This is a genomic window from Saccharothrix obliqua, assembly GCF_019375475.1.
Taxonomy (GTDB): domain Bacteria; phylum Actinomycetota; class Actinomycetes; order Mycobacteriales; family Pseudonocardiaceae; genus Actinosynnema; species Actinosynnema obliqua.
Window position 1 is genome coordinate 150189 of record NZ_JAHXGQ010000011.1, and the last position, 25212, is coordinate 175400.

21 protein-coding genes are annotated in these 25212 nt (G+C 71.4%); 12 read left to right on the plus strand and 9 right to left on the minus strand.

Features of this window, described 5'->3' with window-relative positions:
* Positions 1 to 2: 2 nt before the first annotated feature.
* Positions 3 to 1415, minus strand: coding sequence for a family 2B encapsulin nanocompartment shell protein (locus tag KZQ38_RS29230; protein ID WP_219446460.1), 1413 nt, complete (start codon positions 1413 to 1415; stop codon positions 3 to 5).
* A 27-nt stretch (positions 1416 to 1442) separates the two neighbouring features.
* On the minus strand, positions 1443 to 2849 hold the full coding sequence (locus KZQ38_RS29235; RefSeq protein WP_219446462.1) for a family 2B encapsulin nanocompartment shell protein: 1407 nt from the start codon (positions 2847 to 2849) through the stop codon (positions 1443 to 1445).
* 722 nt (positions 2850 to 3571) lie between these two features.
* Here KZQ38_RS29235 and KZQ38_RS29240 point away from each other — a divergent pair.
* Positions 3572 to 4330 carry a cyclase family protein gene (locus tag KZQ38_RS29240; RefSeq protein ID WP_257902504.1) on the plus strand — a complete coding sequence of 253 codons (759 nt, stop codon included), beginning with the start codon at positions 3572 to 3574 and terminating at the stop codon, positions 4328 to 4330.
* Positions 4331 to 4392: 62 nt separating this feature from the next.
* Here the strand turns inward: KZQ38_RS29240 and KZQ38_RS29245 are convergent, their stop codons facing one another.
* Positions 4393 to 5895: a GGDEF domain-containing protein gene (locus KZQ38_RS29245; RefSeq protein ID WP_219446464.1), complete on the minus strand. Its 1503-nt coding sequence runs from the start codon at positions 5893 to 5895 to the stop codon at positions 4393 to 4395.
* A gap of 59 nt (positions 5896 to 5954) precedes the next feature.
* On the opposite strand from KZQ38_RS29245, the gene KZQ38_RS29250 reads away from it, so the two are divergent.
* The 4 genes from KZQ38_RS29250 (at position 5955) to KZQ38_RS29265 (ending at position 9195) form a co-directional block, all read left to right on the plus strand.
* Positions 5955 to 6473 carry a MarR family winged helix-turn-helix transcriptional regulator gene (locus KZQ38_RS29250; RefSeq protein ID WP_219446466.1) on the plus strand — a complete coding sequence of 173 codons (519 nt, stop codon included), beginning with the start codon at positions 5955 to 5957 and terminating at the stop codon, positions 6471 to 6473.
* Positions 6474 to 6702: 229 nt separating this feature from the next.
* Entirely contained in the window at positions 6703 to 7320 is a 618-nt protein-coding gene (locus tag KZQ38_RS29255) for a DUF4360 domain-containing protein (RefSeq protein WP_219446467.1), read from the plus strand.
* 79 nt (positions 7321 to 7399) lie between these two features.
* Positions 7400 to 8035 carry a DUF4360 domain-containing protein gene (locus KZQ38_RS29260; RefSeq protein WP_219446468.1) on the plus strand — a complete coding sequence of 212 codons (636 nt, stop codon included), beginning with the start codon at positions 7400 to 7402 and terminating at the stop codon, positions 8033 to 8035.
* 278 nt (positions 8036 to 8313) lie between these two features.
* The gene (locus tag KZQ38_RS29265; protein WP_219446470.1) at positions 8314 to 9195 is read left to right on the plus strand and encodes a hypothetical protein; all 882 of its coding nucleotides are present in this window, start codon (positions 8314 to 8316) and stop codon (positions 9193 to 9195) included.
* 45 nt (positions 9196 to 9240) lie between these two features.
* Here KZQ38_RS29265 and KZQ38_RS29270 read toward each other — a convergent pair whose 3' ends face one another.
* The 5 genes from KZQ38_RS29270 to KZQ38_RS29290 form a co-directional block, all read right to left on the minus strand.
* Positions 9241 to 10683 (minus strand): glutamate synthase subunit beta, encoded by a 1443-nt coding sequence (locus KZQ38_RS29270; RefSeq protein ID WP_219446473.1) that lies wholly within the window; start codon positions 10681 to 10683, stop codon positions 9241 to 9243.
* Complete coding sequence (gltB, locus tag KZQ38_RS29275; protein ID WP_219446475.1) at positions 10676 to 15166, minus strand: glutamate synthase large subunit; 4491 nt, start codon at positions 15164 to 15166, stop codon at positions 10676 to 10678. The genes KZQ38_RS29270 and gltB overlap by 8 nt, the downstream gene beginning before the upstream one ends.
* Positions 15167 to 15567: 401 nt before the next feature.
* Complete coding sequence (locus tag KZQ38_RS29280; RefSeq protein ID WP_219446477.1) at positions 15568 to 15762, minus strand: hypothetical protein; 195 nt, start codon at positions 15760 to 15762, stop codon at positions 15568 to 15570.
* A 91-nt stretch (positions 15763 to 15853) separates the two neighbouring features.
* Positions 15854 to 16558, minus strand: coding sequence for a VIT1/CCC1 transporter family protein (locus KZQ38_RS29285; protein WP_219446479.1), 705 nt, complete (start codon positions 16556 to 16558; stop codon positions 15854 to 15856).
* A 39-nt stretch (positions 16559 to 16597) separates the two neighbouring features.
* Positions 16598 to 17128, minus strand: coding sequence for a hypothetical protein (locus KZQ38_RS29290; protein ID WP_219446481.1), 531 nt, complete (start codon positions 17126 to 17128; stop codon positions 16598 to 16600).
* A 238-nt stretch (positions 17129 to 17366) separates the two neighbouring features.
* Here KZQ38_RS29290 and KZQ38_RS29295 point away from each other — a divergent pair, with 238 nt between their 5' ends.
* The 4 genes from KZQ38_RS29295 to KZQ38_RS29310 all read left to right on the plus strand — a co-directional run bounded on the left by KZQ38_RS29295 (position 17367) and on the right by KZQ38_RS29310 (position 21370).
* A complete protein-coding gene (locus tag KZQ38_RS29295; RefSeq protein WP_219446483.1) occupies positions 17367 to 18098 on the plus strand; it encodes an SDR family NAD(P)-dependent oxidoreductase in 732 nt (243 codons plus the stop codon).
* A gap of 464 nt (positions 18099 to 18562) precedes the next feature.
* Positions 18563 to 19249, plus strand: coding sequence for a response regulator transcription factor (locus KZQ38_RS29300; protein WP_219446485.1), 687 nt, complete (start codon positions 18563 to 18565; stop codon positions 19247 to 19249).
* Positions 19246 to 20529: a sensor histidine kinase gene (locus KZQ38_RS29305; protein WP_219446487.1), complete on the plus strand. Its 1284-nt coding sequence runs from the start codon at positions 19246 to 19248 to the stop codon at positions 20527 to 20529. Before KZQ38_RS29300 ends, KZQ38_RS29305 begins: the two co-directional genes overlap by 4 nt.
* A 217-nt stretch (positions 20530 to 20746) precedes the next feature.
* A complete protein-coding gene (locus KZQ38_RS29310) occupies positions 20747 to 21370 on the plus strand; it encodes a CAP domain-containing protein (protein ID WP_257902506.1) in 624 nt (207 codons plus the stop codon).
* Here KZQ38_RS29310 and KZQ38_RS29315 read toward each other — a convergent pair whose 3' ends face one another.
* Positions 21371 to 21847 carry an Lrp/AsnC family transcriptional regulator gene (locus KZQ38_RS29315; RefSeq protein ID WP_219446489.1) on the minus strand — a complete coding sequence of 159 codons (477 nt, stop codon included), beginning with the start codon at positions 21845 to 21847 and terminating at the stop codon, positions 21371 to 21373.
* A 120-nt stretch (positions 21848 to 21967) separates the two neighbouring features.
* On the opposite strand from KZQ38_RS29315, the gene KZQ38_RS29320 reads away from it, so the two are divergent.
* The 3 genes from KZQ38_RS29320 to KZQ38_RS29330 are packed head-to-tail and all read left to right on the plus strand — an operon-like array spanning position 21968 to position 25204.
* Positions 21968 to 23035, plus strand: a complete 1068-nt coding sequence (locus tag KZQ38_RS29320; protein ID WP_219446490.1) for a thiamine pyrophosphate-dependent dehydrogenase E1 component subunit alpha — start codon at positions 21968 to 21970, stop codon at positions 23033 to 23035.
* The gene (locus KZQ38_RS29325; RefSeq protein WP_219446492.1) at positions 23032 to 24024 is read left to right on the plus strand and encodes an alpha-ketoacid dehydrogenase subunit beta; all 993 of its coding nucleotides are present in this window, start codon (positions 23032 to 23034) and stop codon (positions 24022 to 24024) included. Before KZQ38_RS29320 ends, KZQ38_RS29325 begins: the two co-directional genes overlap by 4 nt.
* Positions 24017 to 25204 carry a dihydrolipoamide acetyltransferase family protein gene (locus KZQ38_RS29330; protein WP_219446494.1) on the plus strand — a complete coding sequence of 396 codons (1188 nt, stop codon included), beginning with the start codon at positions 24017 to 24019 and terminating at the stop codon, positions 25202 to 25204. The genes KZQ38_RS29325 and KZQ38_RS29330 overlap by 8 nt, the downstream gene beginning before the upstream one ends.
* Positions 25205 to 25212 lie beyond the last annotated feature (8 nt).

Consider the following 25212-nt stretch of genomic DNA (forward strand, 5'->3'; position numbering starts at 1 on the left):
CGCTAGTAGCGGCCGATCTCCACGTGCTCCAGCACGCCGAGGGCGTCGGGCACGAGGACCGCCACCGAGTAGTAGGCGCTCACCAGGTACGAGATGATCGCCTTCTCGTCGATGCCCATGAACCGGACGTTCAGGCCCGGCTGGTACTCGTCCGGGATGCCGGTCTGGTGCAACCCGACCACGCCGTTGTCCTGCTCGCCGATGCGCATCGCGATGATCGAGCTGGTGCCCTGGTCGCTGATCGGGATCTTGTTCGACGGCAGCAGCGGCACGCCGCGCCAGGTGATGACGCGCGTGCCGTCCACGTCGGCCGTGCCCGGGTAGACGCCGCGCCGCGACGCCTCCCGCCCGAACGCGGCGATCGCCCTCGGGTGCGCCAGCATGAACGCCGTCTTGCGGCGCCTGCTGAGCAGGTCGTCCAGGTCGTCCGGGGTGGGTGGCCCGGACCGGGTGTGGATGCGCTGCTTGAGGTCGGCGTTGTGCAGCAGCCCGATCTCGCGGTTGTTGATCATCTCGTGCTCCTGCCGCTCGCGCAGGGCCTCGACGGTCAACCGGAGCTGCTGCTCGGTCTGGTTCATCGGGTGGTTGTAGAGGTCGGCGACGCGCGAGTGCACCCGCAGCACGGTCTGGGCCACGTGCAGCTCGTACTCGCGGGGCGCGAGTTCGTAGTCCACGAACGTGGTCGGCAGGTCCGGTTCGCCCGCGTGGCCGGAGGCGATCTCGATCGCCGCCTCGCCGTGCTTGTTCTGCGGCTTGTCGTGCCGCCGCGCCAGCTCGGCGACGTGCTCGCGCAGCGCCTCGGCCTGCGCGTCGAGCTGGTCCACCGACCGCCGCGGCAGCACCAGGAGGATCACGGGGGTGACCGCCTTGACGGTGTAGTCCCACGTGGTCTCCTCGCCGGCGAGCACCGCGCCGCCGAAGTGGTCGCCGTTGGCGAGGGTGTCCAGCACGGTCTCGTCGCCGTACTCGCCGCGGCCGACGCGGTTGACCTTGCCGTGCGCGACGAGGAAGACCTCGTCGGCCGGGCGGTCCTTCTCGACCACCACGTCACCGGGTGCGTACTCGCGCTGCTCGAACCGGTCCGCCAGCGCGGCCAGGACGTCGTCGTCCGGGAAGTCGCGCAGAGCGGGCAGCTCGCGCAGCTCCTGGGGGATGACGCGGATGTCCGCCCCGGTGCCGGTGAACGTCACCCGCCCGTCGCCCACCGCGTAGGTGAGCCGGCGGTTGACCCGGTAGGTGCCCGCCTGGGTCTGCACCCAGGGGAGCTTGCGCAGCAGCCACCGGGGGGTGATGGCCTGCATGTGCGGCACGGACTTGGTCGTGGTGGCCAGGTTGCGCGCGCCCGCGGTGCTCAGGCTCTGCCGCTGGTGCTCGGCCTCGTCTTCCGCGATGGGGCCGGGGTCCGTCACGGTCACTTCGGGTTCCCTGTCTCGTTGTGGGGACTAGTCTTCGCGGCCGATCTCCACGTGTTCGAGCACGCCGAGGGCGTCGGGCACGAGGATCGCGGCCGAGTAGTACGCGCTGACGAGGTAGGAGATGATCGCCTTGTCGTCGATGCCCATGAACCGCACGCTCAGGCCGGGCTGGTACTCGTCGGGCAGGCCGGTCTGGTGCAGGCCGATGACGCCCTGGTTCTGCTCGCCGGCGCGGAGCAGCATGATCGAGCTGGTGCGGGTCGGGCTGATCTCGATCTTGCCGCAGGGCAGGATCGGCACGCCGCGCCACGCGGGCACCTGGTGGCCGCCGAGGTCCACGCTCGACGGGTACAGGCCGCGCTTGTTGAACTCGCGCCCGATCGCGGCGATGACGCGCGGGTGGGCGAGGAACGCGGTCGGCTCCTTCCACACCACGCCGAGCAGCTCGTCCAGGTCGTCCGGGGTGGGCGGGCCGGACCGGGTGTGGATGCGGTGCTTGAGGTCGGCGTTGTGCAGCAGGCCGAACTCGCGGTTGTTCACCAGCTCGTACTCCTGGCGCTCGCGCAGCGCCTCGATGGTCAGCCGGAGCTGCTGCTCCACCTGGTTCATCGGCTGGTTGTAGAGGTCCGCGACGCGGGAGTGCACCTTCAGCACGGTCTGCGCGACGCTCAGCTCGAACTCGCGCGGCGCGAGTTCGTAGTCCACGAAGGTGCCGGGCAGGTCCGGCTCGCCCGCGTGGCCGGAGGCGATGTCGATCTCGGCCTCGCCGTGCGCGTTCTGCCGCTGCTCGCCGCCCGCGTGCTGCCGCTGGACGTGGGCGCGCAGGCCGCCCGCGTTGCCGTTGAGGGCCTCGAAGTCCGACCAGCTCAACACCAGCGCGATCACCGGGGTGACGGCCTTGGCGGTGAAGTCCCACTCGTCCTGCGGCCCGGCCAGCACCCGGTCGCCGAAGTAGTCGCCGTTGGCCAGCACGCCGAGCACGGTCTGGTCGCCGTACTCGCCGCGGCCGACCTTGTTCACCTTGCCGTGCGCGATCAGGTAGACCTCGTCCTGCGGCCGACCCGCCTCGACGATCACGTCGCCCACGCCGTACTCGCGCTGCTCGAACCGGCCCGCGAGGGCGGTCAGCACCTCGACGTCCTCGAAACCACGCAGCAGGGGCAGCTCGGTCAGCTCCTGCGGGATCACCTGGACGTCCGCACCGGTGTTGGTGAAGGTGAGCCGCCCGTCGCCGAGCGCGTAGCTGAGCCGGCGGTTGACCCGGTACGCGCCGCCCGCGGCCTGCACCCAGGGGAGGACCTTGAGCAGCCACCGCGACGAGATGCCCTGCATCTGCGGGACGGACTTGGTCGTGGTGGCCAGGTTGCGCGCCGCGGCTGTGGCGAGGCTGCGCCTGGGCTGGTCGGTCTCCACGTCCGAATCGGTCACAGTCACCGGATACACCGCCAATCGGGTTTGTTCACTGGGCCGCGTTGACGGTAGTGACGCCGAATGCGCGGCGGGAAGCGGCCAACACGGCGACCTCCCATAGAGCTATCCGGCAGGTATTCGTGCACACGCCGTGCAGGTGGTGACCGGTGCAAGCAATTACGGGTGATTTTAGTCGGCGTTAGGGGGTATATTCGTTACCATATGGAATATGTAACCCTTTCGCATCAGTCAAAACCACTCGATGGGGTGGTTGACGTAGGGTTGCATTGCTTTGGGTGCGCAATACCGCAGATGTGCGGTGTCAAGATCATTCGACTGCGGTAACGGCGACGCAGGGATGCGGAGAGCGGTTTGCGGCGTTCTCCTCCCGGTGGTAGTGCCCCGCCGCGCTGCGTGTCCGAGTGCTCGGGACGGTCACGCAGAGAGAACCCCGGGGGCCGCGCGGTTGACGTCCGCTCTCCCTTCGGGTGGCCGTGGCGCTCGCCACTGGACGGCGGCGCCGGGTTGCTGTCCGGGCACCGCCGGGCCGTGCGTCGGCGGTCCGGAACCACCGCCATGCGCGCCGGGTTCACCCGGACAGCCCGTTGCGCGGTGGTCGGTCAGCACGTCGTTTTGTCCTCGCTCAGCCGTTAAGGTTGCCCGGATCGGGTGACGGCTAGGCGGAGGAGTGGTCGGCGGTGCGCAGGCGGTCGATGCTCGCGGGTGTGGTTTCGACAGTGGGCGGCATGGCCGTCGCGGGAGCGGGCACGGCGGGCGCGGCGCCCCTCGGGCTGCGCGACTACCGGTTGGTGAACCTGGCGCACGTCAACGACCCGGCCCGGACCAACATCTACCCGGGCGACCCGGAGTTCACCCTCACCACCGTGACGACGGTGCCCGACGACGGGTTCTACCTCCAGTACGCGCGGCAGGGCGAGCACACCGGCACCCACTGGGGCGCGCCCGCGCACTTCAACGCCGACCAGCCGCACGCCGACGAACTCGACGCCGAGGACCTGTTCCTCCCGGCGGTCAAGGTCGACATCCGCGAGCAGGCCCGGCGCGACGCCGACTACGAGGTGACCGTCGCCGACTTGCAGCGCTGGGAGAAGCGGCACGGGCGCATCCCGGACCAGGCCGCGGTCGTGCTGTGGACCGGCTGGGAGGACCGCTGGGGCACCCCCGCGTTCTACAACTACGACGCCGCCGGGCAGATGCACCAGCCGGGGTTCTCCCTGGACGCCGTGCGCTGGCTGGTCCGCACCGGGCGGCTGGGCAGGCGCGGCGCGCTGGGCACCGACACGTTCAGCCCCGAGCCCGCGGTGGACGCCGAGTACGCGGTGTCCAAGCTGCTCTACCGCGAGCACCGGATCAGCCTGGAGGTGCTGGCGAACCTCGCGGAACTGCCCGCGACCGGCGCGCACCTGCTGGTCGGCGGCACGATCAACCGCCGCGGCTCCGGCTCACCCGCGAGCGTCTACGCCTTCGTGCCCCGCCGCCGCTGACGGCCGCCCGCCGGTCACACGGCCGCCGCCGGACGCCGGCCGCCGCTGACGCCCGGTCCCAGTCAGGGGTGGTGGATGACCAGGCCCCGGCCGCCGTCGCGCTTGGCCTCGTACATGGCCTGGTCCGCACGTCGCAGCACGGACTGCGCGGTGTCCTCGGGGCCCGGGTCGGCGCACACCACCACGCCGACGCTGGCGCTGATCTCGTCACCGAGCGCGTCGAGGATGCGGAACGCCACCTTCTCCGGCTCGTCCACGCCCTCCACCAGCACCCCGAACTCGTCACCGCCGAGGCGGGCCACCACGTCGGTGTCCCGCACGCACCCCCGCAACCGGTGCGCGACCTGCTCCAGCAGCTCGTCACCACGCGCGTGGCCGGCCTCGTCGTTCACCGACTTGAAGTCGTCGAGGTCCACGAAGAGCAAGCCGAACGGCGAGTGGCGGTCGGCCATCGCCTCCTCCAGCCGGCGCTCGAACAACGCCCGGTTGGCCAGCCCGGTCAACGGGTCGTGGTGCGCCTGGTGGGCCAGCGTCCGTTCGGACTCCCGCAGCATCGCGGCCAGCCGGGTGTTGTCCACGATGGTCGCGAGCTGGCGCAGGATCACCGCGACGAACACCGTGAAACCACACCCGATCTCCACCGCGTCCAACGGCGCGAGGTCGCCGATCACCGTGCGCCGCAGCACCAGCACGCTGCTCACCAGCAGCGGCACGTAGGGCATCAGCAGGTACGCCCACTGCCACGACCGGGTGGTGCGCACGGGCGCGGCACGCGGTGGTGGCGGCGCGAGGGCGGCCAGCCCGATCAGCACCGGGCCGACCACGAAACCCGCGTTGGCCAGCGGCGGCACCTCCGGCGCCCGCACGCTCACCAGGTAGGCGAACGCCAGGTCCGACGCGGCCAGCCCGACGACGCCGAGCCCCAGCAGGCGCAGCTGCGGGCGCAGCACCACCTTCCGGTCGGCGCTGAGCACCACCACGATCACCAGCAGCACCAGGTCGGTCAGCGGGTAGGCGATGGCCACCAGGAACGCCGCCGTGCTCGGGTTGCCCACCGCCACCAGACCGCCCAGCGAGGTGGTCCAGGTGAGCAGGAACAGCGAGCCGACCACGATCAGGCCGTCCAGCAGCAGCACCACCCGCGCGCTGCGCGACCGCCGGTCGAGCAACGCGTCCGGCGTGCCCGAGCGGCGGTGGGAGCCGATCACCAGCAGCGCCGCGAACGTGAACGGCACGATGCTGAGGTAACCCGCGTCCGCCGGTGACGGCGACGGCACGGCCCGCTCCTCGACGAGCTGGTACCACGTCCACAGCGCCTGCCCGACCGACCAGCCGAACGCGCCGAAACCGGTCAGCACCCGCCAGGCCCGGTCGGGGCCGCTCGCCCGGCGCGCCGTCCACCAGCACGCGGTGGTCGCGAACAGACCGGTGGCGAGCTGCGCCAGGTCGTCCAGCGCCACGGCGGCGTCCCCGGTGACCAGGTCGAAGCTCGCGGCCAGCGAGGCAGCGGCGGCCAGGGCGAGCGCCACCGCCGCCGTCACGCCGAACCGCTTCCTCCCCAGCACGTCGGCAAGTGTGCCGCATTCACGTCCCGCGGACCGGCCCGCCCTGCGAGGATGCGCAGGTGGCAGAGCAGGAATTGCCCGTCGCCGACGACGTGGCGACGGAACAGGACTACGAGCGGTTCGCCCGGCACCGGATCGCGGAGATAGGTGGTGACGCGGAGGCGTTCGGCCTCTCGTACAACGTGCTCCACCTCGCGTACGTGATGATCACGGACTACGAGGCGCTGGTGCACCGCGAGCAGGGCTGGACCATGCCGGGCTTCCGGTTGATGTTCAAGCTGTGGATCCTCGGCCCGACCCAGCCCGCGCGGCTGGCGGACCTGTCCGGCACCACCAGGTCGGCCATGTCGAACCTGATCAACACGCTGGAGCGGGCCGGGCTGGTGGAGCGGCGGCGGGACGACCACGACCGGCGGGTCGTGTTCGTCGCGCTCACCGAGGAGGGGCGCACGGCGGTCTCCGGGGTGTTCCCCCACCAGAACGCGCGGGAAGCGCGGTGGTTCGACGTGCTCGACCCCGCCGAGCGCGCGCAAATGGTGGAACTGATCCGCCGGGTGGTGGCGGCCCGTCCCGATTAATCCGCGCGGGTCGCGTCCGAACAGGAGGAACAGTTTTTCCGGAAATCTGTGGTCACCTCCGAAACCGCAGTCGCCCGAGATGTGGTCATCGGATGTCGTGGGAAATTCCGCCGGCCGTGCGCGAACGTTTGAAAACGGCTCGCCACCCGGTTGGCGGAACGGGCCGGCGTTAAATTTGCGCTACATTTTCGGCGCGCCGCCGCGTCACCACGCAGCAGAAAGGCCATCCATGCTGACCACATTGGCGGCGGCCGCCCTCGCGTTGGCCGCGGTCGTTCCCGCGGGCACCGCGGCGGAGCAGACCGCGCCGGATTACGTCCGGGTCGACGTGCTGACGGTCAACGGCTCGGGGTGCCCGGCGGGCACCGCGGCGGTCGCCGCGTCGGAGGACCGCACGTCGTTCACCGTGACCTACAGCGAGTACCTCGCCCAGGCGGGCGCGGGCGCGGAACCGACCGACTTCCGGAAGAACTGCCAGCTCACCCTGCAACTGAGCTACCCGCAGGGCTTCACGTTCGGCATCGCCCAGGCCGACTACCGGGGCTTCGCGCACCTCCAGTCGGGCGCGACCGGGCTGGAGCAGGGCAACTACTACTTCACCGGCATGTCGCCGACCGCGCGCAAGAGCCACTCGTACCACGGCCCGTTCAGCGACAACTGGCAGGCCACCGACACCACGCAGTGGGACGCCATCGTCTACGCACCGTGCGGTGAGCGGCGCCTGTTCAACGTCAACACCGAGCTGCGCGTCTCGGCGGGCAGTTCACGTGGGACGAGTTTCATGGTGATGGACTCGACCGACAGCAACGTCAGCACTCGATACCACTTCTCCTGGAAGCGCTGCTAGCGCTTTCCCGACAACCGCCGCCGCGGGCACAGCACCACCAGTTGCCGCCGTCGCGCAGAACTAGTCGGAAGGTGCTTTCATGCTCAACTTCGCGGCAGCGACCGCCTTGGCGGCGTCGGTGATCGTCTTTCCCCCGGGAGGCGCGCCCGGCACCACCCCGCCGACCGACCACATCACCATCGACGTCGTGACCGTCAACGGCTCGGGGTGTCCCACGGGCACCGCGGCCGTGGCGGTCTCGCCGGACAACAAGGCGTTCACCGTCACCTACAGCGAGTTCACGGCCAAGGTCGGAGTCGGCGCGTCGCCCACCGACTTCCGGAAGAACTGCCAGCTGAACCTGAGAGTCAACGTGCCGTCGGGGTTCACCTACGGCATAGCGCAGGCCGACTACCGCGGGTTCGCCCACCTGGAGAAGGGCGCGTCCGGGGTGGAGCGGGCGAACTACTACTTCCAGGGCATGTCGCCGACGAACTACAAGACCCACACCTACAACGGCCCGCTGAGCGACGACTGGCAGGCGACCGACACCACCGAGTTGGCGGCGATCGTCTACCACCCGTGCGGCGAGCGCCGGAACTTCAACATCAACACCGAACTGCGGGCGAACGCGGGCACCTCCAACCCCGCGACCACGACGAGCTTCATCACGATGGACTCGACCGACGGCAACTTCGACACCATCTACCACCTCGCGTGGAAGGTCTGCCGCTAGCGACGGACCGGCCGACCGGCCGGTGACGTGGCGCGGCGGGCCGGGCAGACGCGCGGCTGCCCGGCCCGGTTGCCCGACCGGATCGCGTTGAACGGCGGCCTGTGCCGTTCCGCGACGTGTGTTGAACGGCTCGGTGTGTTGAACGGCTCGGGGTGCTGGGCGGCAGGGGGCGGGACTTCCCACGACCGAGTGGTTCCCGGCGTGTGCGTCGGCCCGCGGGCCGCGGTGGTCGGCACGCTGTGGGGTGCCACCGTTGCGGACACGACGTGGGGGCCGTGATGAGCACTTCCCGGGGCGGATCGGTCCCGAAGCACCCGCCGCACCAGGTCGCGGACCCGGACTACCGGGAGCGGCAGTGGGAGTCCTACCGGGACGCCCACCGCGAAGCGCTCCGGGAACCGTTCCGGGAGCCGCGTCGGGAACCCCGCCGCGCGCCCCGCCGGACCGGGCCGCCGCCCCGCCCGCGTGGCCGGCTCCTCACCACGGGCCGGGCCCTGCGCTTCCTGGTGCTGTCCCTCGTCGTGACGGCCGTGGTCGAGGTCGTCGAACCCACCGCGACGCCGCTGACCGCCGCGGGGTGCGCGGTGGCGATGGGCGTGGTGCCGCTGCTCGTGCGCGTGCTGCGCGAGCGGCGTGCCCCGGTGGTGCGGGCGGCCCTCGTGCTGCTGCTCGTGTGCGGCGCGGGCGCTTACCTGGGCACCGCCGCGGTCGACCGGGTCACGGCGCGGGAAGCGGTCGTCGCGGACCGGCTCGTCTCACCCGCCACCGGCGGCATCGGCCCGCTGGTGGTCACCGTCGAGCAGGTCGCGGTGACGGCGCACTTCACCAAGGTCACCGTGGCCGCGGTGAACCGCAGCGCGCTGGCGGCGAAGGTCAGCGTGGTCGACTCCTGCCGCCTGATGGGCACGGACGGCGTGGAGCTGCGGCTGGACGGGTTGTTCGAGGTCGTGCGGGAGCGGTTCTTCCTGGACGTGCCGGGCGGTGGCGCGGCGGTGCGCCACACGGTCGCGTTCCCCGGCGCGCTGCCACCCGACGTGGGCGGCGTGGTGCTCGGCTGCGGGTCGGTGTCGTGGACCGGCGCGGACCCGGGGTGGTCGGCGCACGACCTGCTCGGCAAACCCCTGCGGGTGGTGGACATCAGGCTCACCGCCGCCGGCTGAGGACCCGGCGGGCGCGGACCCCGTCGTCCGCACCCGCCGGGGGTCTCAGGAGATCGGCCGGTCCGTCGGCTCGATCGGCCGCGGGAGCACGTGCCGACCGGTCAGGTACGCGTCGACGCCGGCCGCCGCCGAGCGGCCCTCCGCGATGGCCCACACGATCAGCGACTGGCCGCGACCCATGTCGCCCGCCACGAACACACCGGCCGCGGACGTCGCGAACGACTCGTCCCGCGCCACGTTGCCACGCGCGTCCAGCTCGACGCCCAGCTCCGCGAGCAACCCGGCCCGCTGCGGACCGACGAAGCCCATGGCGAGCGTCACGAGCTGCGCCGGGATCTCCCGCTCGGTGCCCGGCACCGGCTGGAACCGGTCGTCCACCTCGACCAGCTTCAACGCGCGCACGGCGCCGTCGCCGTCACCCAGGAACTCCACCGTGGACACGGAGTACAGCCGGTCGCCGCCCTCCTCGTGCGCGGAGGTCACCCGGAACAACGCGGGGTAGGTCGGCCACGGGTGCTGCGCGGCGCGCACCCGCGGCGGCCGGGGCATGATCTCCAGCTGCGTCACGGACAACGCGCCCTGGCGGTGCGCGGTGCCGACGCAGTCCGCGCCGGTGTCACCGCCGCCGATCACCACCACGTGCTTGCCCGCCGCGGTGATCGGCGGCACGTCGACCTCGCCGCGCGCGACCCGGTTGCCCCACGGCAGGTACTCCATCGCCTGGTGCACGCCGGCCAGCTCGCGCCCCGGCACGGGCAGCTCGCGCCACGCCGTCGCGCCACCCGCCAGCACCACGGCGTCGTAGGACGCGCGCAGGTCCTCCACCGGCAGATCCACGCCGACGTCGACGTTGGTGCGGAACTCGGTGCCCTCGGCGCGCATCTGCTCCAGGCGGCGGTCGAGCCGCCACTTCTCCATCTTGAACTCGGGGATGCCGTAGCGGAGCAGGCCGCCGATCGCGTCCGCCCGCTCCAGCACCACCACGTCGTGCCCGGCGCGGGTGAGCTGCTGCGCGGCGGCCAACCCGGCGGGACCGGAGCCCACCACGGCGACGCGCTTGCCGGTCCGGGTGACCGGCGGCTGGGGCGTCACCCAGCCCTCGTCCCAGGCGCGGTCCACGATGGAGATCTCCACCCGCTTGATCGTGACGGGGTCGCCGTTGATCCCGACCACGCACGCCGCCTCGCACGGCGCGGGGCACAGCGTCCCGGTGAACTCCGGGAAGTTGTTGGTGGCGTGCAGGCGCTCGGCGGCGGCCCGCCAGTCCCGCCGCCACACCAGGTCGTTCCACTCCGGAATCAGGTTGCCCAGCGGGCAGCCCTGGTGGCAGAACGGGACGCCGCAGTCCATGCAGCGCCCGGCCTGACCCTCCAGCCGGGGCCGCTCGAACTCCTCGTACACCTCCCGCCAGTCCCGCAGCCGCAGGAACACCGGCCGGCTGCGGGGCGTCGCCCGCTCCGTGGTGAGAAAACCGCGCGGGTCAGCCATGAGCGGCCTCCATGATCGCCTCGTCGATGTCCCGGCCCTCGCGCTCGGCCCTCGCCCGCGCCACCAGCACCCGCTTGTAGTCCTTGGGCATGACCTTCGCGAACCGGTCCGCGTTCAGGTCCCAGTCCGCCAGCAGCGCGTGCGCGACCGCCGACTCCGTCTCCGCGTAGTGCCGCTCCACGACCGAGCGCAGGAACTCGCGGTCCTCCTCGTCCAGCGGGTCGACGTCGACCATGTCCGGATTGACCTGCCGCGCCACCAGGTCGAGCACGTAGGCGACACCGCCGGACATGCCCGCCGCGAAGTTGCGCCCGGTCGGCCCGAGCACGACCACCCGGCCGCCGGTCATGTACTCGCAGCCGTGGTCGCCCACGCCCTCGACGACGGCCAGCGCGCCGGAGTTGCGCACGCAGAACCGCTCGCCCACCTTGCCGCGCAGGAAGACCTCGCCGCCGGTCGCGCCGTAGCCGATCACGTTGCCCGCGATCACGTGGTGCTCGGCGGCGAACTGCGCGCCCGGCGCGGGCCGCACCGTGATCCGCCCGCCGGACAGGCCCTTGCCGACGTAGTCGTTGGCGTCGCCGACCAACCGCAACGTGACGCCCCGCGGCAGGAACGCGCCGAACGACTGCCCGGCGGTGCCGGTGAACGTGATGTCGACGGTGTCGTCCGGCAGCCCAGCGCCGCCCCACCGCTTGGTGACGGCCGAGCCGAGCATGGTGCCGACGGTGCGGTTCACGTTGCGCACCGGCAGTTCCAGCCGCACCCGGTCGCCGGACGCGATCGCGCCCTCCGCGAGCTGGATCAGCGTGTTGTCCAACGCCTTCGCCAGCCCGTGGTCCTGGGTGGTGGTGCGGCACCGCGCCGCGCCCGCGGGCAGCTCGGGCACGTGGAAGATCGGCGACAGGTCGAGCCCGGACGCCTTCCAGTGGTCCACCGCGGCAGCGGTGTCCAGCAGCTCGGCGTGGCCGACGGCCTCGGCGAGCGTCCGGAAACCCAGCGCCGCCAGGTGTTCCCGGACCTCCTGCGCGACGAACTCGAAGAAGTTGACGACGTGCTCCGCCTGGCCCGCGAACCGCGCGCGCAGCTCCGGGTTCTGCGTCGCCACGCCCACCGGGCACGTGTCGAGGTGGCAGACGCGCATCAACACGCAACCCGACACCACCAGGGGAGCGGTGGCGAAGCCGAACTCCTCCGCGCCGAGCAGCGCGGCGATCACCACGTCCCGCCCGGTCTTGAGACCGCCGTCGGCCTGCACCACGATCCGGTCGCGCAGCCGGTTCGCCAGCAGCGTCTGCTGCGTCTCGGCGAGCCCCAGCTCCCACGGCCCGCCCGCGTGCTTGATCGACGACAGCGGCGACGCGCCGGTGCCGCCGTCGTGGCCGGAGATCAGCACGACGTCGGCGTGCGCCTTGGACACGCCCGCCGCGACCGTGCCGACACCGACCTCGGACACCAGCTTCACGTGCACGCGGGCCGCCGGGTTGGCGTTCTTCAGGTCGTGGATGAGCTGCGCCAGGTCCTCGATGGAGTAGATGTCGTGGTGCGGCGGCGGCGAGATCAGGCCCACGCCCGGCGTGGAGTGCCGCGTCCGCGCGATCCACGGGTACACCTTGGTGCCCGGGAGCTGCCCGCCCTCGCCGGGCTTCGCGCCCTGCGCCACCTTGATCTGGATGTCGTCGGCGTTCACCAGGTACTCGCTGGTGACGCCGAACCGGCCGGACGCCACCTGCTTGATCGCCGAACGCCGCGAGTCGCCGTTGGCGTCCGGTGTGAACCGCTCGGCGTCCTCGCCGCCCTCACCGGTGTTGGACTTGCCGCCCAACCGGTTCATGGCGATCGCGAGCACCTCGTGCATCTCGCGGGAGATCGAGCCGTAGGAGATCGCGCCGGTGGCGAACCGCCGCACGATCTCGGAAACCGGCTCCACCTCCTCGATCGGGACGGGCGTGGTCTCCTTGAACGCGAACATGCCGCGCAGCGTCATCAGCTTGCGGGACTGGTCGTCGACGGCCTTCGTGTACTCCTTGAAGACCTCGTACCGACCGCTGCGGGTGGCGTGCTGGAGCTTGAAGATGGTCCGCGGGTTGAACAGGTGGGCCTCGCCCTCGCGCCGCCACTGGTAGTCGCCGCCGACCTCCAGCTCCCGGTGGTGCGCGCGGACGCCGTCCGGCGGGAACGCGAGCCGGTGCCGCCGCGCGACCTCCTCGGCGATCACGTCGAACCCGATGCCGCCGAGCCGCGACGTGGTGCCGGTGAAGCACGAGTCGACCACCTCGGACCCCAGGCCGATGGCCTCGAAGATCTGCGCGCCGGTGTAGGAGGCGACGGTCGACACGCCCATCTTGGACATCGTCTTCCGCACGCCCTTGCCGAGCGCCTTGATGAGGTTGCGGGTGGCGGTCTTCGCGTCCAGCTCCGGCATCTCCTCCACGGACGCCATCGCCAGGTACGGGTTGACGGCCTTCGCGCCGTACCCGATGAGCAGCGCCACGTGGTGCACCTCGCGGGCGTCGCCCGCCTCCACCACCAGGTCCACCCGGGTGCGGGTCTTCTCCCGCACCAGGTGGTGGTGCACCGCGCCGGTCAGCAGCAGCGACGGGATGGGCGCGTGCGCGGCGTCCACACCGCGGTCGGACAGCACGACCAGGCGCGCGCCGGCGCGGATCGCGGCCGACACCTCCACCCTGATCTCGGCGAGCCGCCCGATCAACGCGTCACCGCCGCCCGCCACCTCGTAGGTGCCGCGCACGACGTGCGTCCGGAACTCCGGCAGCTCGCCGTCGTCGTCCACGTGCACGAGCTTCGCCAGCTCGTCGTTGTCCAGCACCGGGAACGGCAGCGCGATCCGGCGGCACGACGACGCGTCGGCGGCCAGCAGGTTGGGTTCCGCGCCCAGCGTCGCGTGCAGGCTGGTCACCAGCTCCTCGCGGATCGCGTCCAGCGGCGGGTTGGTCACCTGGGCGAACAGCTGCGTGAAGTAGTCGAAGAGCTGGCGCGGCCGGTCCGACAGCGGCGCGAACGGCGCGTCGTTGCCCATCGAGCCGATCGGCTCGGCGCCGGTCAGCGCCATCGGCCGCAGCAGCAGCGACAGCTCCTCCTCGGTGTAGCCGAACGCCTGCTGGCGGCGCACCAGGGACGCGTGCGTCGGCACCTCGCGCTCCCGCGCGGGCAGGTCGGCCAGGTGCAGGACGCCGTCCGCCACCCACTCCCGGTACGGGTGCTCGGCGGCCAGCTCGCCCTTGATCTCCTCGTCGTCGACGATCCGGCCGCGCGCGGTGTCCACCAGGAACATCCGGCCCGGTTCCAGGCGGCCCTTGCGGACCACGGTCGCCGGGTCGAGGTCCAGCACGCCCGCCTCGGAGCCGAGCACCACCAGGCCGTCCTCGGTGACCCAGTAACGCGCGGGACGCAGGCCGTTGCGGTCCAGCACCGCGCCGATCAGGGTGCCGTCGGTGAACGACACCAGCGCCGGTCCGTCCCACGGCTCCATGAGGGTGGCGTGGAACTCGTAGAACGCCCGCCGCTGCGGGTCCATCCCGGTGTGGTTCTCCCACGCCTCGGGGATCATCATCAGCACCGCGTGCGGCAGGCTCCGCCCGGACAGGTGCAGCAGCTCCAGCACCTCGTCGAACGAGGCGGAATCGCTGGCGCCACGCGTGATCACCGGGAAGATCCGCTCCAGGTCGCCCGGGATCAGGTCGGTGCGCAACGTCGACTCACGCGCGTCCATCCAGTTCCGGTTGCCGCGCAACGTGTTGATCTCGCCGTTGTGCGCCACGTACCGGTACGGGTGGGCCAGCGGCCACGACGGGAACGTGTTGGTGGAGAACCGGGAGTGCACCAGGCCGATGGAGCTGGTCACCCGCCCGTCGGTGAGGTCGGGGAAGAACTTCTCCACCTGGGGTTCGGTGAGCATCCCCTTGTAGACGACGGTGCGCCCGGAAAGGCTCGGGAAGTACACGTCGGTGGCGTGCTCGGCGCGCTTGCGCACCACGAACGCCAGGCGCTCCAGCTCCAGCCCCTCCTCGCCGCCGAGGAAGAGCTGGGCGAACGCGGGCATCGTGGTCTTCGCGGTCGGGCCGACGTGCGCGGTGTCCACGGGCAGCTCGCGCCAACCCAGGACGGTCGCGCCCTCCTCCGCGGCGATGCGCTCGACCTCGGCCCGCACGCGGGCGTTCTCGCCGGGGTCGTGGGGGAGGAACGCGGTGCCGACCGCGTACCCGCCGGGTTCCGGCAGCTCGAAGCCGACGACCTCGCGGTAGAAGGCGTCCGGCACCTGGATCAGGATGCCCGCGCCGTCGCCGGTGTCCGGCTCGGCGCCGCGTGCGCCCCGGTGCTCCAGGTTGCGCAGGGCGACCAGCGCTTGCGCGACGATCGCGTGGTTGCGCCGACCGGCCAGGTCGGCGACGAACGCGACGCCGCAGGCGTCGTGCTCGAACTGCGGGTCGTAAAGCCCCCGCGGCTTGTGGTGGTGGGTCACGACGGGCCCTCCCGTGGCAGCGCCTGAGTAGGCGTTTCTGGGCAAACGGAGATGGCCGACTGCCGGGACGCGCTTCGTCGACGCGTGGCAGCGGCCTGCGTGGCTTGCTGTGGGTCCACGCCGGGGAACCGACGGCGTGGGAACCGCACTCCGTTGTGCGGGAAACTGCACTTCCAAGAGCGCGCGCCGGGGCCTGGATGGGGCCGTCAGCGCGTGGGGCCGTGCACCGGGGTTGCCGGGGTCTTGTGACGATAATGTGAATTCGCGGTGATGGCTCTAGTCCGACAGGGCGTCGTGGCGAATCCCACGGGTGGTTGACATCCGTCCGACCAGCGGGTTACGGCCGGATGGAGCAGTGCCGGGGGAGTGCCGGAGGTGTCGGGTGGGTGCTCGGCGGGTTCCTATCCCCGGACCTTGAGGCACCCGACAGCGGCGAAGGCGGCCAACGCGGCGACCCCGCCCTGCCACCACTCGGCCTCGCGGAGCGCCAACACCGCGTTGACCCCGGCGACCAGGGAGAAGAGCGCGGACAGCAGCACCCAGAGCCGTCGCTCGGCACGCACGGTCCGCGGGGCGAAGAAGGTGGTCGGGGCCATGGCGGGGCACCTCCGCTCCGGGGTCTCGTCGCGCCCGACGCGCACGAGTCGGCCCGGGTTACCCCGCTCGCGCGGGTTTCACACCTGTCAATCAGCCGAGGGTCACCCCGAAGAGGAGCCCGACGTAGTAGGTCACGACCATGGTGAGCACGCCGACCACGACGTTGCGCCGGACCGCGGGCCACGGCCTGCTCGCGCCCAGCTTCGAGCTGATCACCCCGGTGAGCGCCAACCCGACCACGACCGCCAGCCCGCACGCCCACACCCGGAAGTCGTTCGGCGGCAGCACGATCGCCACCAGCGGGATGGTCGCGCCGACCGCGAACGCCACCAGCGACGCCCACGCCGCGTGCCACGGGCTGGTCAGGCTGTCGGGGTTGATCTGGAGTTCGGCTTCGGCGTGGGCGCGCAGCGCGTCCTGCTCGGTCAGCTCCCGCGCGACCCGCGTGGCCAGGTCGGGCGACAAGCCCTTGTCCTGGTAGATGTCGGCGAGTTCGCGCTCCTCCTCGTCCGGCATCTCCCGCAGCTCCCGCCGCTCCAGCTCCAGCGCCGCGCGCTCGGTGTCGCGCTGGGTGCTGACCGACACGTACTCCCCGCCCGCCATGGACAACGCACCCGCGACCAACCCCGCCACACCCGCCGCGAAGATCGTGGTGCGGTCCGCGGTCGCGCCCGCCACGCCGACCACGAGGCCGGCGGTCGAGACGATGCCGTCGTTCGCGCCGAGCACCCCGGCGCGCAACCAGTTGAGGCGTTCGGACAGGTCTTCGTGGTGTGGTTCACCGGGGTGCGCCATGAGCGTGATCGAACCACCTCCCGGGCGGACGTGCCCGGGTCAGGACTCGATCACCCGCCACTGCGGCCCGTTGATCCAGCTCGCCTCCAGCCGCGACCGGTGGCCGGCCGAGACGAAGTCGACCACGACGGCGTCGGCGGGTTTCTCGACGTTGACGGCGTAACCCTGGCGCGGCGTCGCCGAGATCGAGTCCATCGCGCGGGGGGCGAAGCGGATCGCCGCCATGCCGCCCTGGAGGCGGAAGCTGCGCAAGTAGACGCGTTGGCCGTCCTCTTCGGTCCACATGCCCTCCTCCGGGGGGAGCGGTGGGATGGCTGCCGTTGTGGTCGTCGTGGTGGTTGTCGTGGTGGTGGTTGTCGTGGTGGTGGGTTCTGTCGTGGTGGGTGTTGTCGTGGTCGTGGGAGCGGCGGTGGTCGTCGTGGGGACCGTTGACGTTTGCGGTCCGACGACCAGCTGCGGACGTTCCGGGACGCCCGCGCCCAGCACGGACTGGACGCCCCAGTAGGACAGCACGACGGCGACGGCGGTGGAGGCCGACCAAGCCGCGAAGTATCGGATGCCCCTGGTCACCTCGCTCATCCTGCCGGCGGCGGAGCGGGCGGTGTGGGCAGTCCGGGCGAAGATCCGTAGACCGTCCGGTGTAGATCGTCGGGACGTTCGGACCGGACGTAGTGGGCCGACAACCGCGTTTGCACGTAGTTCGGTGCGCGACGCCTCATGTAGTTTGCGAACGTTCCCTATCAAGGTACGGTGTTCGTAGTTTTACGAAATACGAACTATGTCACCGACGAGCCCCTGGGGGACCTTCGTGGAACTGCACAACAAGCTCGCCCTGATCACCGGTGCCACCTCCGGGATCGGCCGCGAAACCGCCAAGCTGTTCGCCCGCCAGGGCGCGACGGTGGTCGTCCACGGCCGCGACGCCGAGCGCGGCGCGAAGCTGGTCGCCGAGATCGAGGGCGACGGTGGCCGCGCCCGGTTCGTGTCCGCCGACCTGACCACTCTGGACGGTGCGCGTGCCCTCGCCGCCGATGCCGGTCCCGTGGACATCCTGGTGAACAACGCGGGCATCTACCCGTTCGCGGCGACCGTCGACCAGTCGCGCGAGGGGTTCCAGGAGATGTTCGAGCTGAACGTCCTCGGGCCGTTCCACCTCACCGCCGCCCTCGCGCCCGGCATGGTCGCCAAGGGCGCGGGCACCATCGTCAACGTGTCCACTTCGGCCACGGTGTCGGCCGTGCCCGGTTCCGCCGCGTACAGCGCGACCAAGGCGGCGCTGGAGTCGTTGACCCGGACGTGGGCCGCGGAGTTCGGGCCCAGCGGCATCCGGGTCAACGCGCTCGCGCCCAGCGCCACCAAGACCGACCGCGTGCTCAACGACTTCGGCCCGGTGGCGGACGTGGTCGCCGAGTCGACCGCGCTCAAGAGGCTCGCCGAGGTGCGCGAGATGGCGGAGATCATCCTGTTCCTCGCGTCGGAGAGGTCCAGCTACATCACGGGTGAGCTGATCATGGCGGACGCCGGGCGGACCGTCGTCTGAGGCGCGTGGTCTGAGGTTCGTGGTTTCTGAGGTTCGTGGTTTAGGGGGTGCCGTGGCGGCATCCCCTGGCCGCGGGGTGGGTGGCATCCCGTGTCGTGATTGGCCCGGCACGTGGCATGACCTTGCTGGAAGGGAAAAAAGAAAAGAGAGCGCTCGCCGCGCGGCAGGTCTCCGGGGAGGGAAGGGCGTCGCTTCCTCCCGTATGACCTGGTCAAAGACAACCACATGCGTCAAGGGGGATCGGCGGTCGTCGGGGTTGGCGGTGCGGCGCGATCCCCCTTGACACATGCGGTTCCCTGCGGGCAGGTCATACGGGAGGAAGCGAGGCCCCCGGTCTGTCTGTCCATCTGTGGTCTGGCTGTCTGTGGTCTGTCTGTTTGCGGTCGGTCTGTTTGCGGTCGGTCTGGCTGTCTGTGGCGGGTGGCGTTCACCCTGTCGTGGGGTGGGGCGTTACGGTGCGCGCCATGGTGTCGGTGCTGCTCGTCGAGGACGACCCGGTGGTGCGGTCGGCGGTGACCCGCGCGTTGACCGGGTTGGGGCACGCGGTGCTGCCTGTGGGGACTGCGCTTGAGGCGTTGCGCGAGGTTGCCGGCGCCAGGTTCGACCTTGTCGTGCTTGACCTCGGTTTGCCCGACATGGATGGGGCGGACGCCCTGCGGATGATGCGCGGGGTCTGCGACGTGCCGGTGATCGTGGCCACCGCGCGGGACGACGAGGCGGAGATCGTCCGGCTGTTGAACGCCGGTGCCGACGACTACCTGGTCAAGCCGTTCTCCAGCGAGCACCTGGCGGCCCGGTTGTCGGCGGTCCTGCGGCGGGCGCGGGCGGTGGAAGCGTCGTCCACCGCGCCGTTGCGGATCGGGGAGTTGACCATCGACCTGGACCGGCGCGAAGCGCGGCTGGCCGGGCGCGAGGTGCACCTGACGCGCAAGGAGTTCGACCTGCTCGCCTACCTGGCCGCGCGTGCGGGGAAGGTGGTGCCGAGGGCCGAGTTGCTGGCCAACCTGTGGAACCTCCCCGGTCGGCACGACGACCAGACGTTGGACGTCCACCTGTCGTGGTTGCGCCGGAAGCTGGGTGAACGGGCCGCGCAGCCGCGCTACCTGCACACGGTGCGGGGCGTCGGGTTCAAGTTGACGGCGGCCGAGTGAGGAGGTCGCTTGCGCTGGTCTCGCTCGCCGTCACGTCGATGGTGGCGTTCGCCTTCCTGATCCCCCTGGCCACGGTGGTGCGCCAGCTCGCCGAGGACAGGGCGCTGACCGAAGCGGAGCGGCAGGCGGTGGCGTTGGTGCCGGTGCTGGCGATCACCTCGGACGCCGCCGCGGTGGAGCAGGCCATCGCCACCACCGGGGGCCGGGTCGGCGTGCACCTGGCCGACGGCGACGTGATCGGAGCGGTGAAGGCCACCCCCGACCTGCTGAGGGTGGCGCGGGAGGAAGGGCGGTCGTTCACCGCGGCCGTGACGGATGGGCGTGTGCACATGCAGCCCGTGGTGTTGGACAAGGGACGTGTGGTCGTTGTCGAGGCGTACGTGCCGGAGGGCGACCTGACGCGTGGCGTGACGTCGGCGTGGTTGGCGTTGAGCGGTGTTGCGGTGTCGTTGGTGCTGGGCTCCGTGCTGGTCGCCGACCGCCTCGGCTCGCGGGTGGTCAAGGCGTCGAAGGAGCTGGCGAACGGCGCGTTGCGGATGGAGCAGGGCGACCTCGACGCGCGGGTGACGCCCACCGGGCCGCCGGAGCTGGTGGACGCCGGGGGCGCGTTCAACCGGATGGCCGACCGGATCGGGCAGTTGATGGCCGCCGAGCGGGAACTGCTCGCCGACCTGTCGCACCGGCTGCGGACGCCGTTGACCGCGTTGCGGCTGGACTCGGAGACCCTGGGGGCGGACAGCAACGCCAACCGGGTCCGGCAGGCCGTGCACGCGCTGGAGCGCGAGGTCAACGAGCTGATCCGGGCCGCCCGGCGGGAACTGGACGACCCGGCGGGCGGGCGGTGCGACGCGGCGCAGGTGGTGCACGACCGGCTGGTGTTCTGGTCGGCCCTCGCCGACGACCAGCAACGGCTCTGGAACCTGCGGGGCACCGAACGGCCCGCGTACGTGCCGCTGACCCGGTCCGACCTGGCGGCGGCGATGGACGCGGTGCTGGGCAACGTCTTCCGCCACACGCCCGAGGGCGTGGGCTTCGCGGTCGCGTTGTTCCACCGGCCGGGGTACGTGGTGATCGTCATCGAGGACGCGGGGCCGGGTATCGAGGACCTGGAGTCGGCGCTGCGCCGTGGAAGCAGCAGCGCCGGCTCCACCGGTCTCGGACTCGACATCGCCCGCCGCGCGGCCGAGTCCACCGGGGGCTCGCTGGTCGTCGACCGCGGCCCGCTCGGCGGCACCCGGGTCCAACTGCACCTGACCCGGCTGCCGGAGCAGCAAGGCTAGCCCGCGATTTCTTTCGGCCACCTTGTGCGAACTTTAAATGTTCCTTAAATAAACGGTGTGTTGACAATTGTGGTGACGTGGCTAAGGTCGATTCTCGGAATTGAGGTCGACCGCAGCGCTCTCCCCTCCTGCCCGGCCGCCCGGTTCCTCGATCGGTGCGGTGACCGCCCGTGCTTACCCTGCGCCAAGCACGGGCGGTCACCACATCATCCCCGCATTGCCCAGCACCATCCGCCGCCGTTGGAGCAGGGGTTACCGCGTGCCGCGCAAGAGCCGTGTCCTCGTCCGCCTCGCCCTGTGCTGCGTTGTCGGCTGCCTGGTGCTGACGGGCTGCGGGGAGATGGAATTCCGCGCCGTTCCCCAATCGGGTATTCCGACGACCACCGTGGCGACCGGTCTGCCGGTGCCGGAGGCCGGAGCCGGGGAAGGCGATGTCGGGTCGGCAGGGGTGCGTGGCTCGGTGGAGGCGGTGGAAGGGGAGGTGTTCGACCTGACCAATGCCGAGCGGGTTGCCAACGGGTGTCCCGCGCTCGCGGCGGACGAGCGGCTCGGGCGGGCGGCTCGTGCGCACAGCGAGGACATGGCCACCCGGAACTACTTCGACCACACCTCCAAGGACGGGCAGGACTTCGTCGCCCGGCTCAAGGCCGCCGGCCACCCCTCGCCGGGCGCGGAGAACATCGCGGCCGGGCAGCGGACCGCCGAGGAGGTCGTGCGCGGGTGGATGGCGTCACCCGGGCACCGGGCCAACATCCTCAACTGCGGGTTGCGGGCACTGGGTGTGGGCATGGCCCGCGGCGGCGCGTACGGGGTGTACTGGACGCAGGCGTTCGGCTGGTAGTCAGAACCTCGGCTGGTGGCCGTCGGTCGGCAGCTCGTCCAGGATCAGCACGGTGTGGCTGGACGTCACGTCCGGCATCGTCTGGAGCCGCGACAGCACGAGGTCGCGCAGGCTGTGCGCGTCGGGCGCGCGCACCAGCAGCACGAGGTCGTAGTCACCGGACACCAGCGCGCCGTGCCAGACCTCGGGTATCTCCAGCACGCGCTGCCGCACGGCCTTCCACGAGTGCTGGCTGATCTTCAGGTACACGTAGGCCGAGATGCCGAACCCGTACCGCTCCGGGTCGACGACGGCCGTGTACCCGGCGATGACCCCGTCGCGGTGCAGGCGCTCCACGCGTGAGTACGCGCTCGCCCGCGAGATGTGGAGCCGTTCCGCGAGGGCGCGCATGGACAGGCGGCCGTCGGCGCGCAGCTCCTCCACGATGCGCCGATCCGTCTCGTCCAGCGGTGCCGAATGTCCAGGTCCGGACTTCATGCGGTCGAGGTTAACCCGCTTGCGCGGCCGAACGTCCAGGTTTGCGCCCCGGACCTGGAACATTGGCCGGTGTGAGCCGGATCATGCCGTCACCCGCCACCACGAGCGCCGGAGGAGCCCATGGTCCACACCAGGGAGCGTTCGCTGCTGCCCACCGCGGAGCCGCTGTCGCTGCTGAACAAGGACGGCTCACCGGTGGCCGACCCGCCGCTGGCGATGCCGGACGACGGGGTCCTGCTGGAGCTGCACCGCCGCATGGTGATCGGCCGCCGCTTCGACACCCAGGCCACCGCCCTCACCAAGCAGGGCAGGCTGGCGGTCTACCCGTCGTCCCGCGGCCAGGAGGCGTGCCAGGTCGGGGCGGTGCTCGCGCTGGGCGCCCACGACTGGCTGTTCCCGACCTACCGCGACTCGGTCGCGCTCGTGACCCGGGGCGTCGACCCCGCCGGCACGCTCACCCTCCTCCAAGGCGGCTGGCACCTCGGTTACGACCCGTACGAGCACCGCGTGGGCCCGCAGTGCACGCCGCTGGCCACGAACACCCTGCACGCCGTGGGCTTCGCGCACGCCGCGCGCCTCAAGGGCGAGGACACGGCCGCGCTGGTGATGCTCGGCGACGGCGCCACCTCGGAAGGCGACACGCACGAAGCGCTGAACTTCGCGGGGGTGTGGCAAGCACCCGTGGTCTTCCTGGTGCAGAACAACGGCTACGCGATCAGCGTGCCGCTGTCCAAGCAGAACGCCGCGCCTTCCCTGGCGCACAAGGGCATCGGCTACGGCGTGCCGTCGGTGCTGGTCGACGGCAACGACGCGGCGGCCGTGTACGCCGTGGTGCGGGAAGCGCTGGAATCGGGTGGCCCGACGTTGATCGAAGCCCGGACGTACCGCATCGAGGCGCACACCAACGCCGACGACGCCACCCGCTACCGCACCTCCGACGAGGTGGCGGCGTGGCTGGACCGCGACCCCGTGGACCGCGTCGAGAGCTACCTGACCTCGCGTGGCCTGCTCGACGCGACGCGCAAGGCCGCCGTGGCGGCCGAGGCGGAGGAGTTCGCGGCAGCGGTGCGCGCCCGCCTCAACACCGACCAGGAGCACGACCCGGCGTCGATGTTCGAGCACGTCTACGCCACGCCCACCCGGCAGCTCCGGGAGCAGGCGGCGGCGCTCGCGGGGGAAACGGCATGACCGTCACCATGGCGGGAGCGCTGAACCGGGCGTTGGCCGACGCGCTTGCCGACGACCCGAGCGTGCTGGTGTTCGGCGAGGACGTGGGCGCGCTCGGCGGCGTGTTCCGGGTGACCGACGGGCTGGCCGACCGGTTCGGTGAAACCAGGGTGTTCGACACGCCGCTGGCCGAGTCGGGCATCGTCGGCACCGCGATCGGCATGGCGATGAACGGCCTGCGGCCCGTGGTGGAGATGCAGTTCGACGCCTTCGCCTACCCGGCGTTCGAGCAGATCACCAGTCACCTGGCGAAACTGCGCAACCGGACCGGGGGCAAGGTGTCGCTGCCCGTCGTGATCCGCGTGCCCTACGGCGGCGGCATCGGCGGCGTGGAGCACCACAGCGATTCGTCGGAGGCGTACTACACGCACACGCCCGGCCTCACCGTCGTCACGCCCGGCACCCCCGACGACGCCTACCGGCTGCTGCGCGACTCGATCGCCTCGCCCGACCCGGTGATCTTCCTGGAGCCCAAGCGCCGGTACTGGGCGAAGGGCGAGCTGTCCGGTCCGGCCGTGCCGATGGACCGCGCGCTGGTGCGGAAAACCGGTTCGGACGTCACGCTCATCGCCTACGGCCCGATGGTCGCGACCGCGCTGGAGACCGCGGACGCGGCGGTCGAGGAGGGGTGGGACGTCGAGGTGGTGGACCTGCGGACGCTCACCCCGTTCGACGACGAGACGGTGTGCGCGTCGGTCCGCAAGACCGGCCGCGCCGTCGTGGTGCACGAGGCGTCCGGGTTCGGCGGGTACGGCGCGGAAGTGGTGGCGCGCGTGACGGAGCGCTGCTTCCACCACCTGCACGCGCCGGTCCTGCGGGTCACCGGCTTCGACATCCCGTACCCGCCGCCGAAGCTGGAGGAGCACCACCTGCCGAACGTGGACCGCATCCTGGACGCGGTGGCCCGCCTCCAGTGGGACGACGAGGTCGTGGAGGCTTACGGTGCCTGACTTCCGGTTGCCGGACCTGGGTGAAGGGCTGACCGAAGGGGAGATCGTCGGCTGGCTGGTGGCCGTTGGTGATCGCGTGACGATCGACCAGCCGGTGGTGGAGGTCGAAACGGCCAAGGCCGTGGTGGAGGTGCCGTGCCCGTTCGAGGGCGTGGTGCGTGCCCGGTACGGCGAACCGGGGGAGAAGCTGGCCGTGGGCGCCGTGCTCCTGTCGGTGGGGGAACCGTCTTCCGGACCCGAATCGGAAGCGGAGTCCGAATCGGCTGTGAGCGGGTCCGGCAACGTGCTCGTCGGGTACGGCACCAGCGATCCGCCCCGGCGTCGCCGGGCCGGTCGTCGGGCTGAACCGGTTCCTGCCGGCGGCGGCGATGGCCACGCGGGTGCGCCGAAGGTGATCTCACCGCTGGTGCGGCTGCTGGCGCGGGAACACGGGCTGGCGCTGGAGCGCATCCCCGGCACCGGGCCGGGCGGGGTGATCCGGCGTGCCGACGTGGAGCGGGAGCTGGGTCGGTCCGGGCGGCGCATTCCGCTGACCGGGGTGCGTGGCGCGGTCGCGCGGAAGCTCGCCACGTCGCGGCGGGAGATCCCCGAGGCGACGGTGTGGGTGGACGTCGACGCCACCGGGCTGGTCGCCGCGCGGGCGGCCATGCCGTCGGTGTCGTTGCTCGGCCTGCTCGCCCGGTTCACCGTGCTGGGGTTGCGGAAGTTCCCGGAGCTGAACTCGCGCGTCGAGGGCGACGAGGTCGTGGTCCTGGACGAGATCAACCTGGGTTTCGCCGCGCAGACCGACCGCGGCCTGGTGGTGCCCGTCGTGCACGACGCGCACACGCTCACCACGTCCGCCCTCGCCGCGAAGATCTCCGAACTCGCCACGTCGGCACGGGAAGGGCGGATCACGCCCGCGTCGTTGACCGGCGGCACGTTCACGGTCAACAACTACGGCGTGTTCGGTGTCGACGGCTCGGCCGCGATCATCAACCACCCGGAGGCGGCGATCCTCGGCATCGGCCGGATCGCGGACCGGCCCTGGGTGGTGGACGGGCAGTTGGCCGTGCGGAAGGTCGCGGAGCTGACGTTGTCGTTCGACCACCGGGTGTGCGACGGCGGCACGGCGGGCGGGTTCCTGCGGTTCGTCGCGGACTGCGTGGAGTCGCCGGTCGGCGCTCTCGCGGAGCTGTGACTGCGTAA

What these genes read in the sequence shown, in the direction of transcription:
- KZQ38_RS29240 (WP_257902504.1), top strand. Translation starts at nt 3,572, where the DNA reads ATGGCCGTCGCGGGAGCGGGCACGGCGGGCGCGGCGCCCCTCGGGCTG.
- KZQ38_RS29255 (WP_219446467.1), top strand. Translation starts at nt 6,703, where the DNA reads ATGCTGACCACATTGGCGGCGGCCGCCCTCGCGTTGGCCGCGGTCGTT.
- KZQ38_RS29260 (WP_219446468.1), top strand. Translation starts at nt 7,400, where the DNA reads ATGCTCAACTTCGCGGCAGCGACCGCCTTGGCGGCGTCGGTGATCGTC.
- KZQ38_RS29265 (WP_219446470.1), top strand. Translation starts at nt 8,314, where the DNA reads ATGAGCACTTCCCGGGGCGGATCGGTCCCGAAGCACCCGCCGCACCAG.
- KZQ38_RS29270 (WP_219446473.1), bottom strand. Translation starts at nt 10,683, where the DNA reads ATGGCTGACCCGCGCGGTTTTCTCACCACGGAGCGGGCGACGCCCCGC.
- KZQ38_RS29280 (WP_219446477.1), bottom strand. Translation starts at nt 15,762, where the DNA reads ATGGCCCCGACCACCTTCTTCGCCCCGCGGACCGTGCGTGCCGAGCGA.
- KZQ38_RS29285 (WP_219446479.1), bottom strand. Translation starts at nt 16,558, where the DNA reads ATGGCGCACCCCGGTGAACCACACCACGAAGACCTGTCCGAACGCCTC.
- KZQ38_RS29300 (WP_219446485.1), top strand. Translation starts at nt 18,563, where the DNA reads ATGGTGTCGGTGCTGCTCGTCGAGGACGACCCGGTGGTGCGGTCGGCG.
- KZQ38_RS29315 (WP_219446489.1), bottom strand. Translation starts at nt 21,847, where the DNA reads ATGAAGTCCGGACCTGGACATTCGGCACCGCTGGACGAGACGGATCGG.
- KZQ38_RS29320 (WP_219446490.1), top strand. Translation starts at nt 21,968, where the DNA reads ATGGTCCACACCAGGGAGCGTTCGCTGCTGCCCACCGCGGAGCCGCTG.
- KZQ38_RS29325 (WP_219446492.1), top strand. Translation starts at nt 23,032, where the DNA reads ATGACCGTCACCATGGCGGGAGCGCTGAACCGGGCGTTGGCCGACGCG.